Origin of the sequence: Acinetobacter yuyunsongii, assembly GCF_041021915.1 — a bacterium.
In the GTDB taxonomy this organism is placed as follows: domain Bacteria; phylum Pseudomonadota; class Gammaproteobacteria; order Pseudomonadales; family Moraxellaceae; genus Acinetobacter.
Window position 1 is genome coordinate 2,951,284 of record NZ_CP157435.1, and the last position, 12,696, is coordinate 2,963,979.

Sequence of the window (12,696 nt, forward strand, 5' to 3'; positions counted from 1 at the left end):
AAAGATTTATATTCAATATTTTAGGAATCAATTGAAAATTTCTTCTTTAAAGCATGCCAATAACGAATCATTTTATTCTTAAAATTTATGATAGTTGCTTTAAAACCAACTTCTTTTTTCGGCTGGTGCTTTAATCTCTCTTGTAAAAGTTTTTCTTTTTCCTGAATTTCAGCAAGTTTACGTTCTTTTGCTTGTTGTTGTTCTTTAACCTTATCAGCTACAGTCTGACCTGTACCTTTGCAAGGTTTGGATTGGAATATAACAGATCCATTCTCTTTACATTGATAAATCTCTGTTTTCGCATAAATAAATGTCGAAAACATACAAAAAAACACAGTCAAAATAAAATAGTTCACGGTATATAACCTAATATTCATTTTAGAATTTAATCAGTTTATCATTACCAATTTTAAAATATATTAATTTATATTCACAAGATAAATTAAAGCTATATAAGCATAAGCAAAATAATGAAACTAATTAATAATTTTTATTAATCTAAAAAATTAATTCTTTATTTGGTATAAAATACACAATAAATTCTACAAAAAAAGCACTAAGAAGATATTCTTAATGCCTATATAAAATTTTAAACTTTTAAAAATTACTTTCCAATACAGAACATAATTTACAAACTTACTTATATAAAAATCAATAGTTTATAAAAATCAATTAAAGTAAGTGCCTAATAGGTGACTAAATTATTTTAAAGTAGAGTCAATTCCATCAATAAGACCTTTTAAAAGTGGTACTTTCCTCCCACCACACACTACAAGAAGAATCTTGATTGGCAACCAAATAACACCGAATAATATTTTCATAACATACCCTCTTTAATGATAAAACGATTGTTTTATTTTGTTGTTAAATACATTATATTACAAAAAATACTTTAAAAGACAAGAAAATAGAAATGGCGAAATGTTTTTATTGTGATGGATGGAAAGTAGTAGCTGGTCAAGGATGTAGAAACAGTCCTATTGGAACACATGTAGTAGATGATGGTCCTAATAGATGTATATATTGTGACCGAAATTATGCAAGCTCAGATGCTAACTGTAATCTAAGTCCCACTAGTTATCATGTATTAGGAAGTGAATCAAATATTCAAGAATCTACCTTTGATGCAACTACTCCAACTTTAATTTGGATATCTATACTCGCTACTTTTACAGTCTTTGCAATTCCTTTACTTTATTTATTTGATTGGAACTTAGATACTTCAATATCTAAATCAGCTTTAGCAATTGCATTTATAATCTCTCTTTTCATAGGGTTTAAATTTGCTCATCATATTCTTAGAGCTCTTTTTATTATATTGGGATTATTGATTTTTGGCTTAATTCTGTATTACATCCTGTTTTAAAGAAATTATATCTAATAACTTCATTGTTATTTTAAAGTTTCATTGATAAAATTATGATTATTAAAAATTTAAAAGTAGAAACATGCAAAATATAACCACTCATTTATTGAAGAAAATGATCTTAGTATGTATCTTTGTCTCTCCTCTTACTAATATTGATGCTGATACGAGCCTACTACTTCAAGAAAGACAAAGAGTTATCAATCACTTAGCACAGGGTCAGCAAAAAATTAATCAGTATCAAGCAGAATCTAGCGCAAGATTAGAAGCTGAACGCCAAAATCGTGAATATCAGCAAAGGCTTGATACTACACGTAAAAATGCAAGAAAACCGGAAATGCCTACTGAACAACAGATCAATAGATTAGGGGCTTTTATGACTTCAGATGAAGCCCAAAATGCTGCGAACTATTTAGACAATTTACAACCTGATCCTTATCAACCTCGACAAGTAGAACGTGTGGAAATGAATGGTTTTGATAACAATCTATATGATCAACGTGATAACGAAGTGAAATACAAATATGGTAATGGTGGTGGGGTAAATGAACAGGAATTATTTCCACTAAATCTAGGTCGTCAGAACTAAATTTTTAAATTTCTTTTCTCTAGCAAATCACAATGACTTTAATCAAAGTTTTAGCTGTGATTTTATATAAAATTATTTAGGTCTTATCAAAAATATCAAATAGGTACTTTATGAAAATTAAATCAATGCTTTTATGTCTTGCCCTCACTTCAACAGGATTAAATGCTGCAACCTGTTTATCTACTGCTGAACAAAAGGTTGTTAATCGTAATTATCAAAACTCTTTGGAAAGCTATGACTATATCAAAATTGATTGTAGTAATCCTAAACTCCAAACCGTTTGTAGTAATCCTATGAATGTTAAAATGTTAAACACCATGATAAGAATGAATGTCTGGAATGAAGAAAATGCATTTAAAACAGAATTTAGTGCATCAGATTTAAGTAAATTACAGAAACGATATGCAGCAAATTACTCACAATCAACATGTCAAAAAATTAAAAAAGATTTCTTCAGTGCTATCAACAGGAATGGGGGCTGGGATTATTGATAAGCAAAAAGGAATAACTCATGAAAAAAATACTTGTTAGCCTTCCATTCATATTCTCATTTTGTACTTTGTCAAATGCTACAAATGAGTATGATTTAAGATCAAATATGTTCTATGAAAATCATTTTTGGAAAGATAGAAAATTAACAGATCAAGAATTAAATCAAGCCATCATTTTTATTACAGAAATCTTAAGAGAAACAAAAGAAGGGCAGGGGCATGCTGTTACCAGAGCTATTGACAGGCTCAAAAACCCTACAGAGCAAGATATGAAGACAGCCTATGCCTGTGATATGTATTCAGCTCTCAGTACAGCTTATTCATTTTATAAAAGCCAAGTGGCTTACTACCCTCAATTTAAAAAACATACAGTACCAGCGAAGAAAATATTTGACGATCTTATCGCAGGTAAAGCAGAAGATGGAGTACCAACTTTACAAGAATGTAAAATTCTAAATTATTGGATGCCACATGTTGACGTCACTGAAGAATAAAATTTACTAAGATTCAACAAATGTGTTTCTAAATTAAAAGTACTAAATTATTAAATATGTAACTTTGTATTCTTGTTAAATATATGATTTTTAATTAATTTAAATGTAACTTTAGTTAAAATAAAATCGTAACAAGTAACAGCATGTTACTTGTTACGATTAGGTCATATCATGTGTTACTAAATAAACCTTTATTTTTCAAATATGTTACTGAAGTTACTGCTGTTACTTTGTTTAATTCCACTTTTAGCTTCAATATCAAAGTTCATCATCACATTGGCATTAAAAACATAGAAACGGGCAACTTTATCTGACTCAGGTAAACGTTTTACTTTAGTCATCAACTTACCATCCGTATCAATCCATCCATATTTTTTCAAGACTTTTGCAACAACTTTTGAATTGAGTGACTTACATATTTCTTGTTTAAAAATTTCTGGATAAACATAAAATTGTCGTTCATCAGCTTCAACTTTAACGAATCCCATTCTATTAAATACTTTAGTCTGCTCACTAAATTCAGTGTTAATCAACTCAAAACGACTACTACCATGAAGCGTGAAAAAAGTACGTACCTGATTCAAAATTTCTTCATCTTCATAATCACCAACTTGTTCAAAGTTACCAATCCAATGATTAAAAACCTTTTGAACTGATCTAATGGCTGTACCTGACTTCCATCCCGTTATACCTGCAATTGTTGCCATCTCACCACTAACAGCAACCAAAGCAAAATAGTTTGCTACACGAATGATATGCCCTTGTTTATGCTGTCCAATTAACACCTGAGCATATTCATCAAGTAAGCGATTTGCTATTTCTGTTACTTTAACTTTATCTGAAGTCAAATATTGCAACCAAGCAGCCCCTGCTACTCCATAATATTTTTTGATATTACTATTAAGTAACAATGCTTGTTGAGCTGCATTTTCTGAAAAATCAATTTGATCAAAAATACCATGCTCAGACTGATCTATATCGATGTTAATTAATCGAATTTCCTGCCCCAATTTGGCTTGTTGACCAGCTTCGTTCATCAACTCAGACAATGTTTTTTCACCACTGGAAAGAAATACAAGCCTCCACCGAGCTGTCTCGCGTACAGTCAGGCTTTTTGTCATCCGGCCTTTACCTGAGCCATTAATTAGCATGTAAATAATATTACCCAGATCTTTAGGGTTCGGAATTTCGCCGATTTCATCCAATACCAGTAAGCCATCATTATGCGTAAACGCTGTTTGTTCTAATGCATTACTTGTATTACGCCATGTATGATAATACGACTCAGGATTCCCCCATACAGAACAGGCAATAAAAACGGCGGTACTTTTACCTTTAGATGATTTACCTTTGAAATGTATGCCAGCTCCATGACGACCCAGAGGTTCAAGCAACTGACCTGTAAAAGCACTAGACAGAGCCAAAACTAAAAAATCATGGTTTTCAGAATACTTAGCGACATTATTCTGCCAATCATTCAAGGTACCTTTTTGTACATATTTATCAATTACGTTGTAAGTGGATTGATAAACGATGAACTCACCACTGCTATTTTCACCAATAACATTATTGGGCAAAATGTACTGATGATCATGCCATCCAACTTTGTTTACACATTTTGCGAATGTATCAACTGGGTAGTTGGCTATATACGTTTGAAATAATTCTCGAGCGGATCTGGAAGTAGAAAGGGTTACTCCCATATGAGCAAGTGCTTTACGCATATCTGCACCATCAGTTTGCAGAGTTTCCATAGGTAAAGCCCATGTGTGCTCTACATTTGCATCATCTACCCATTTAAGCAATCGTCCCCAATCATTTGAGGTCTGATCTCGTGTTTTAGCTAAAATTAAAACAGGTGTAGATAACCAAAAGCATTCCAATTCACCATCGCGCATTCTTAGATAATGTACACCATCTGAGGTAATCTCAAACTGACCATTCTTATGAGGCATAGGGGCGGCTAGAACCTCACTTTTCTTATGCAGCTCAGCTTCATTATTTTTTTCAACTTGTTTAAATCCAGTCGAATTGTATGGAACTATTATAAGATTTTGAACATCCTTGATTGACGTTTCCTGTCCAATAGCCGCCCGTTTCTCTACCCAATCGACGACATCATCTTTGCTTTCTAAATTGAGTTCATCCAATTTAATTACAGAAACCAACGTATTTTTTTCATGAACAGCTTCATTCAAAGCATCCAAAAATTTTAATCCTGGTTCATCATTATCAGGCCATACAATAATTGAGCGACCAAATAAAGGACTCAAATCTGTTTTGCTGACACTTTGGCAACCACCAGTGGTGGTTGCATATAGACCAAGTTTATTTAAATAATCTGCTTTTTGTTCACCTTCTACAACATATATCGGCTGATCTTTTGAGGCTGAGATCCGATATAACGCATATAATGGTTTGCTACCATTACCTTGTGGGAAGACCTCATGAAAGTCAGGTTCTTTCAATATAAAGTCACTGCCTTTCAATGAAAATGAACGTATAAATTTCTGTCCATTGTCTGGATTTTTAGCCCTTAACTTCCAGTAAATCACATCGCCATTTTCATCAGTATATTGGAAGACGGATTCAAATTTAAAACCGTTTTGTTTTTCAACAATTGATTGTGCAAAAACTTCAGCCTGCTCATGCATTAATTGTGTATTTTTCATTTGCATTCTTCCCAAGCGCCTAAATCTTTACATGCATCGATAAAACTGATTTTTTTAAATTTCATATGAAATGCAATTAAGTCACCACCTTTGGTTCCACATGCAAAACAATTGAAACAACCGATATTCAAATTGATACTCAAACTCGGATTCGTATCATCATGAAAAGGGCAAAGTATCATCGACCAAGTTTTCGATCTGTCATGTTCAAAACCATGCTCAGATAAATACTCAGGTACTCTTGGGAGCAGATCTTTGTTCAGTCTAAATTTATATTTTCGATTTTTATGATTTGGATAGGACATTATTTAGTCCCCCATATTTTTGAATCGTGATTTTTAGCAATACGTTCTTCAATCCATAAATCTACTTCGGATTCAATCCAAGCAACCCTGCGTATGGATAAATGTATGGGGTGGGGGAATTTACCCTGTTTCATCAGGGCATAAATTGATGAAGCACCTAAACCGGTCTTGGCCTGTACTTCTTTACGACGGATTAAACGATTTTTTTCACTAAGAATAATATTATTCATCTGGATCATCTCTGGATTAGCGATAGATTCAGACAAATTTCAAGTTTTAATTTTCAACCAATTTTATAAGGTTACATATGCCTTTGGAGCTTTAAAATAAATTCAATCTGCTGTCACCAGAATTGATAAATAAGGTACAAACATTAAAGACAAAAAATCTGCCATTAAATTCAGCAACTTGTAAGGCTGCTACCATATTGATTTAATAAAAATCAATGAGGCTAATTTAAGGTATAAATTTTAAATTGCAAATACTTTTTTCAACTATCGTGTACATACATCAATTTTAAAAATAAAAAAATCAATAAAACTAATATCAATAAAATTATTTAACCAAAGGTATGCTACCGATAAGACCGTAAATGTAATCACTCCACTTTTGAAGCATATCAATACGTTGTTTTTTATAAGATGCTTTATTATAAACACCTCTGACACCTTTGATCGTATGGTTCAAACTGGCTTCAATCACATCAGTGTTAAAACCTTGCTCATGTAAATGAGTACTAGCTGTTCGACGTAGATCATGAATAGTAAATGGCGGTAAAGTTGTAAGTTTCAAAACATTTTTTTGTGCTGTATTAAATGCATTGTGACTGATATGTGTACCAGATTTCCGCCCAACAAATACATAAGGTTCATTGCCAGCAATAACTTTTAATGCATTTAATATTGAAATGATTTGGTCAGACATATACACAATCATTTCGCGAGAATGACCTGAATTACCATCCCCCTTAGTCTCAGGTATTAGCCAAGTTTTATTCACAAAATCGACGTGTTCCCATTTCGCTTTTAATAATTCTGATTTCCTCACCAGGGTCAGCAATGATAATAAAAGACCATATTTCCGAGCCTTATAAATTCTTGAAGTAAAAACAGCAGTATAAAAATCTTTAATCTCTGCTTCCGTTAGAAATCGGTCTCGGGGTTTAGCTTTACAAACATGCCGAGTCGGTATCGACAACACGGGATTAAATTGAATCATTCCTAATGTTACCGCGTAATCAAGCATCCTCTTTAACAAACCTCGCACCTGATTGGCAGCGGCATCATAACCTTGATCTTTTTTACGCCATATTACTTTTCTAACTTCATCAACAGTTACCAACTTCAATGGTAATTCACCAATTAATGGATAAATATCATTTTTTAAACACAGCATCATATTGTAAGTGCTTTTTCTATCTTTACTAATCACTTCATTCAAATAACGCTCACCATAATCTTTAAATAATATGCTTTTACTGTTACCTATTTTTTTATCATTTTTTTCTTTTTTGGGAGATATCCCTTTAGCAACCATTGAAGCTGACTCATCTCGAACCTGTCTAGCATCCTTCAATGACAAGTCAGGATAACGGCCTATAACTAGTCTTTCTTGCTTGCCATTAAGTGAATAACGATAGTGCCATGACTTAACGCCTGATTCCTTCACCTCAATAAACAGCCCATTATTCAGCTTGTCTTTAACTGAATATCGCTTGTCCTGTGGCTTCAGGTTTTGAATCTCTCTATCAGTAGAGAAAAGCAGGCCGTTTATCTTTGACATTGTTTTAGTCACTCAGGCATAAAAATATGGTTTTATTGTCACGTAGCTAATGGGTGACTAAAAAAATCATAGCACCAGATGAACACATAGAACATATTGGAACAATAAAAAGACATAAAAAAAGCACTAAGCTATTAAAACTTAATGCTATTTAATTCATATTAGAACTTATTGGAATGTATTGTAATATGGGCTAAAAGCGAGATTACTTTCCAATACAGAATGAACCAAAAATCTTTCCGAGTAAATCATCAGCACTGAAATCACCCGTGATTTCGCCCAAGGCATTTTGAGCCAGTCGCAATGATTCAGCTACAAGTTCACCTGCATTAAACACAACTAACTGCTCACGTGCTTCTGCAAGATAGCGCTGAGTACGCTTCATTGCATCTAAATGACGTGTTCGGGCGATAAAGGTGTCTTCCTCAGGTTGGAAGCCCGCATGCGCTGTAATCGCTTCTATGAGCGCCTGAACACCCATATCTTGTTTTGCGGAGACACTGATATGACGGAAGCCTTGATAATCACTTAATGTGGCATCTTGACCCGTTAAATCGCATTTATTGCCAATCAATAGCAAACGTTTTGGCTCAAGATGCTCTGAAAAATATTCATACGCCAATTGCAATGGCTCATCACCTTGATTCAAGTCATACACCAACAGCAGCAAATCGGCTTGTTCGATTTCCTTGATTGCACGACGAATCCCTTCCTGCTCCACAATATCGCCCGTCTCACGTAAACCAGCAGTGTCAGTTAAGGTGATCGGCAAGCCATTTAAACTGATCTTTTCATGTAGTACATCACGAGTAGTACCTGCAATATCGGTCACAATGGCACGCTCATGCCCTGCAAGTGCGTTTAACAGACTCGATTTACCCGCATTGGGCTTACCCGCGATCACCACCTGCAAACCTTCACGTAATAGCTGTCCTTGGCGTGCAGATTGCTGTACTGCCTTGACCGAATCCTGTACATCATCCAGCAAAGCTAAAATCTTGCCATCGGCAAGGAAATCAATTTCTTCTTCTGGAAAATCAATCGCGGCTTCAACATGCAAACGCAAGTGAATGAGCTTTTCTAAAAGCGTATTAATTTTGGTTGAAAATGCACCTTGTAGGGAACGAACTGCCGAACGTGCAGCCGCCTGTGAGGTGGCATCAATCAAATCAGCAATCGCTTCCGCTTGTACTAAATCCATTTTGCCATTTTCAAAGGCACGCATGGAAAATTCACCTGCCTTTGCAGCAGTCGCGCCCAAATCGAGCAAACGTGCCAGCAAAGCATTCTGGATGACTGGACCACCGTGCCCCTGCAACTCCACCACATCTTCACCCGTAAACGAGTGAGGATTCGGAAAACATAACACGATGCCCTCATCCATCACTGAGCCATCGGCATCACAAAACTGACGGAAACCTGCCATGCGAGCAGCAGGAAGTTTTTTCTGGGTTAGTTGCTCTGCAATCGCATAAGCTTTTGGCCCAGACAGACGAATCACGCCCACACCACCACGACCTAATGGGGTAGCAATCGCAGCAATTGTGGTTTGATGTTGCATGTTAAATTCACCTAAAAAACACGAGGGTTATGAAACAGGAACCCTAAATACAGACAAAGAAAAATCCGCCTAAGATTACCATCTTAAGCGGATTTATTCAGTAAAAGTTCGAACTTAAGAACTCGATTCAACCTTGTTGAGACGGTCTTTTTCGACACCTTTGTTAATAAACCATTGTTGCAAAATGGTAATACTGTTGTTGACGATCCAGTAAAGCACCAAACCAGCAGGGAAGAACAACATGAATACCGTAAACATGATTGGCATGATACGGAACACTTTTGCCTGCATTGGATCAGTCGGTTGTGGGTTCAGCATTTGCTGAACATACATGGTCACACCCATGATCAACGGCAGGATAAACCATGGATCCATCGCAGATAAATCTTGAATCCAACCTAACCACGGTGCATGACGAAGTTCAACGGATTCCATCAACACCCAGTACAAGGCTAAGAAAATCGGCATTTGTAGCAATAACGGCAAGCAACCAGACAATGGATTGACTTGTTCACGCTTATATAAGGCCATCATTTCTTGTGAGAAACGCATACGGTCTTCACCAAATTCTTCTTTCATACGTTGCATTTCTGGTGCAATCACACGCATTTTCGCCATCGAACGATAACTTTTTGAAGAAAGTGGCCATAAAATCAACTTCACCAAGATCGTCAATAAGATAATTGACCATCCCCAGTTACCAACAAGATTATGGAAGAATTGCAAGCCCAGGAACAATAACTTGGCAATTGGCCATAACCAGCCATAATCAACCGTCTGGTTTAAACCATCGGCCAAATCCTTAAGTTCAGACTGAATTTTTGGGCCAGAATAAAGTTGTGCATCCACTTCCATTGACGTACCCGCAGGTACATTGATCACTGGAGAGGTGAAGCCCATGATATTCATACCATCAGTAGACTGGCGTGATTCTAATTTTGCAGCATAAGGCTGACCATCAGCCTGAGTCAGTTTTAAATTCCCAGGAATCCAAGCACTGACAAAATAATGCTGAACCATGGCAACCCAGCCGCCTTTGGCTTCAACATTTAATTTTTCGTCATTAAAATTCGCAAATTTCAACTTGTTATAATGCGCATCTGGCGTGCCCCATGCACCCCCAAGATAAGTTCCCAAAGTGAAGATACCTTGAGAAGATTTACCTGGATCATCAGAATTATCACGCTTTAACTGACCAAACATTTGGCCTTGCCAGTTTTGCTGACTACGGTTAACAACCTGATGTTTCACTGTAATTGGGTAATCACCTTGCGTGAAGGTGAACGACTTGATCACTTCCACACCTTCAGGTGTTTTAAATACCAATGGCACAGTCAACACTTGATGTGTCTTACCATCTTTTGCTGCAACGCTCTTCGCATCCGCCAAAGTATACGCTGTTTTTTCAACATCATACATTGGACGGCCGCTACGGCTGCTATCTGGTCCATTTAAACCAATTAAACCAGATTGAGCGACATAAGTACGTTTCGCATCACTTTCCAGCATGACAAACGGTTTATCGCTGTCTTTGCTTTCATCATGGCTTAACAATTCAATACGGACAATATCACCACCTTTTGGATTGATCCACAGGTGATAAAGATCAGTTTGTACTGAAATCAGTTGCTGACTCACAGATGTATTATGCTCTGTGGTTTGTGATGCAGTCACATTTGCTTGTGGCAAGTCTGAAGCCGCTGTTGCATTTTGAGCGTTTGGCAAATCTGCAGATACTTCATGTGCAGTCACAGCCGCCGCTTGTTGTTGCGGTGCCGGTGCAGCATGACCATAATCTTTTTGCCAAGCCAAAATAAGCAAATATGCGGTAACAAACATGGCTCCAAGAATTGCAAATCTGGCCCATTGTTGCATATCTATAATCCCAAATGGTTAGAGAGATTTTGCTTGAATAAACGATCACGAAAGGGTACAGCAACGTGATGCATTTGAGAATCTATTTGATGAAACGAAATAAAACGAAGTGCTTTGCGTGGTACTGGATCGTAGCCTGAGCCGCCCCAAGGATGACAGCGGCAAATTCGTTTAGTCGATAACCAGACACCTTTGACCGCCCCATGTGTTTGCAATGCTTCAATCGCATATTGCGAGCAAGTAGGAATATAGCGACAACGAGGACCCAATAATGGACTAATAGCAATCTGGTAACATCTTATCAACCAATGTAGTAATCGTACCATTGGAGATCTCTAATTTTGTGAGGATGTTATAACAGCTTTTGAATGCTTTTTTGCTAAGCGTTGTAATTTTTGCCAAGCAAACTCTAATTGTTGATGTAATTCTTGATTTGCGATTGCTTCTATACCAACTTTAGGCATCACCACAATATCGATATCAGCATTAAATTCCACTTTGTGTAAGCGAAAGCTCTCCCGAGCAAGACGTTTTATTCGATTTCGTTCATGAGCACGACGTACTTTCTTTTTAGCAACGACAATACCCAAACGGCTATTTGGCTGTTCGGTTAATTTTGCTAAAAAAAGGAAATGGGGCTGGTGCACTTTAAAAAGTGCACCATCAAATACACTTTTGTAATCAGCGGCACAACGAATACGAGATTCAATGCCGAAACTGTAAAGTGCCATCACCCAAATCTGGTCAGCTTAACAGTATTAAACAGTTAAGCTATGACGACCTTTTGCACGACGACGAGCTAAAACTTGACGACCTGCTTTAGTAGCCATACGAGCGCGGAAACCATGAACGCGTTTACGCTTTAATTCAGATGGTTGGAAAGTACGTTTCATATCGAAACTCCCAAAATGATCTTTCTATAAAGGTCCGCGATTTTATTGTGCAATGTTTACGCTGTCAATGAAAAATCAAAAACTTTACATTTTGTTTGTTCTGTTTTGGAGCAATAAAACACCTAGCAAATATCTCGCATGATGGAAAACAAAAAAATATACACAAGCTATCCCTTTATATTATATCAATATTCAACTATATTCACAGCTTACATACAGGCTTATCAACAATCAAGATTCTAGTTTAAATTTAATTCTTGGATTTTGAATTTAAATTTCGATATGCTCAGTTATCCACAACCCAACCCAATCTTATAAGTAAATTCAAATTTTAAAATTTAAATTTATTCTTATTAGTATGCATTTTTTCTGTGGAAATTGATGTTTTTATACGTTTAAACAAGGATTTACTTTGTGGATAACCATGTTTTTATTAATTTTATAAATTGTGGATAACTTTAGCACTAAAACTATCCACAGCTTGTGCAAAAAGTTATGCACAAGTGGTTTTAAATTTAAATTTATAATCAAATGCTTTCTTTTTCGGCAAAAGTCTCATAAATTTGCCTGACAGATGTGGATAACTTGGTTAGAATGGCGACCCCTTCGAAAGATGGGAGTGGTGGTTTCTTTATTTTTGAATTTAAAATGGATATTAGGGGATGCAC

The 12,696-nt window shown here is 35.9% G+C and carries 14 protein-coding genes; 4 read left to right on the forward strand and 10 right to left on the reverse strand.

Annotated elements, in window-relative coordinates:
* Positions 1–20: 20 nt before the first annotated feature.
* Positions 21–356 carry a hypothetical protein gene (locus tag ABLB98_RS14145; protein WP_256413827.1) on the reverse strand — a complete coding sequence of 112 codons (336 nt, stop codon included), beginning with the start codon at positions 354–356 and terminating at the stop codon, positions 21–23.
* A 557-nt stretch (positions 357–913) separates the two neighbouring features.
* On the opposite strand from ABLB98_RS14145, the gene ABLB98_RS14150 reads away from it, so the two are divergent.
* The 4 genes from ABLB98_RS14150 (at position 914) to ABLB98_RS14165 (ending at position 2,940) form a co-directional block, all read left to right on the forward strand.
* Complete coding sequence (locus tag ABLB98_RS14150) at positions 914–1,366, forward strand: hypothetical protein (protein WP_348883314.1); 453 nt, start codon at positions 914–916, stop codon at positions 1,364–1,366.
* 82 nt (positions 1,367–1,448) lie between these two features.
* Complete coding sequence (locus tag ABLB98_RS14155; protein WP_348883315.1) at positions 1,449–1,955, forward strand: hypothetical protein; 507 nt, start codon at positions 1,449–1,451, stop codon at positions 1,953–1,955.
* 110 nt (positions 1,956–2,065) lie between these two features.
* The gene (locus ABLB98_RS14160; protein ID WP_348883316.1) at positions 2,066–2,446 is read left to right on the forward strand and encodes a hypothetical protein; all 381 of its coding nucleotides are present in this window, start codon (positions 2,066–2,068) and stop codon (positions 2,444–2,446) included.
* Positions 2,447–2,466: 20 nt separating this feature from the next.
* Positions 2,467–2,940, forward strand: a complete 474-nt coding sequence (locus ABLB98_RS14165; protein ID WP_348883317.1) for a hypothetical protein — start codon at positions 2,467–2,469, stop codon at positions 2,938–2,940.
* A gap of 191 nt (positions 2,941–3,131) precedes the next feature.
* On the opposite strand, the gene ABLB98_RS14170 is transcribed toward ABLB98_RS14165, so the two are convergent.
* The 9 genes from ABLB98_RS14170 to rpmH form a co-directional block, all read right to left on the reverse strand.
* Entirely contained in the window at positions 3,132–5,612 is a 2,481-nt protein-coding gene (locus tag ABLB98_RS14170) for a DUF927 domain-containing protein (RefSeq protein WP_348883318.1), read from the reverse strand.
* Entirely contained in the window at positions 5,609–5,917 is a 309-nt protein-coding gene (locus tag ABLB98_RS14175; protein ID WP_174560482.1) for a CHC2 zinc finger domain-containing protein, read from the reverse strand. The genes ABLB98_RS14170 and ABLB98_RS14175 overlap by 4 nt, the downstream gene beginning before the upstream one ends.
* A complete protein-coding gene (locus tag ABLB98_RS14180) occupies positions 5,917–6,147 on the reverse strand; it encodes an AlpA family transcriptional regulator (RefSeq protein ID WP_174560483.1) in 231 nt (76 codons plus the stop codon). Before ABLB98_RS14180 ends, ABLB98_RS14175 begins: the two co-directional genes overlap by 1 nt.
* 325 nt (positions 6,148–6,472) lie before the next feature.
* On the reverse strand, positions 6,473–7,699 hold the full coding sequence (locus ABLB98_RS14185) for a tyrosine-type recombinase/integrase (RefSeq protein WP_348883319.1): 1,227 nt from the start codon (positions 7,697–7,699) through the stop codon (positions 6,473–6,475).
* Between the two features lie 205 nt (positions 7,700–7,904).
* Positions 7,905–9,260 (reverse strand): tRNA uridine-5-carboxymethylaminomethyl(34) synthesis GTPase MnmE, encoded by a 1,356-nt coding sequence (mnmE, locus tag ABLB98_RS14190; protein WP_348883320.1) that lies wholly within the window; start codon positions 9,258–9,260, stop codon positions 7,905–7,907.
* 114 nt (positions 9,261–9,374) lie between these two features.
* Positions 9,375–11,135 carry a membrane protein insertase YidC gene (yidC, locus tag ABLB98_RS14195; protein WP_348883321.1) on the reverse strand — a complete coding sequence of 587 codons (1,761 nt, stop codon included), beginning with the start codon at positions 11,133–11,135 and terminating at the stop codon, positions 9,375–9,377.
* A 2-nt stretch (positions 11,136–11,137) separates the two neighbouring features.
* Positions 11,138–11,461, reverse strand: coding sequence for a membrane protein insertion efficiency factor YidD (gene yidD / locus ABLB98_RS14200; RefSeq protein ID WP_004803336.1), 324 nt, complete (start codon positions 11,459–11,461; stop codon positions 11,138–11,140).
* A 9-nt stretch (positions 11,462–11,470) separates the two neighbouring features.
* The gene (rnpA, locus tag ABLB98_RS14205; protein ID WP_256413824.1) at positions 11,471–11,866 is read right to left on the reverse strand and encodes a ribonuclease P protein component; all 396 of its coding nucleotides are present in this window, start codon (positions 11,864–11,866) and stop codon (positions 11,471–11,473) included.
* Positions 11,867–11,893: 27 nt separating this feature from the next.
* The gene (rpmH, locus tag ABLB98_RS14210) at positions 11,894–12,028 is read right to left on the reverse strand and encodes a 50S ribosomal protein L34 (protein WP_000831329.1); all 135 of its coding nucleotides are present in this window, start codon (positions 12,026–12,028) and stop codon (positions 11,894–11,896) included.
* Between the last annotated feature and the right edge of the window lie 668 nt (positions 12,029–12,696).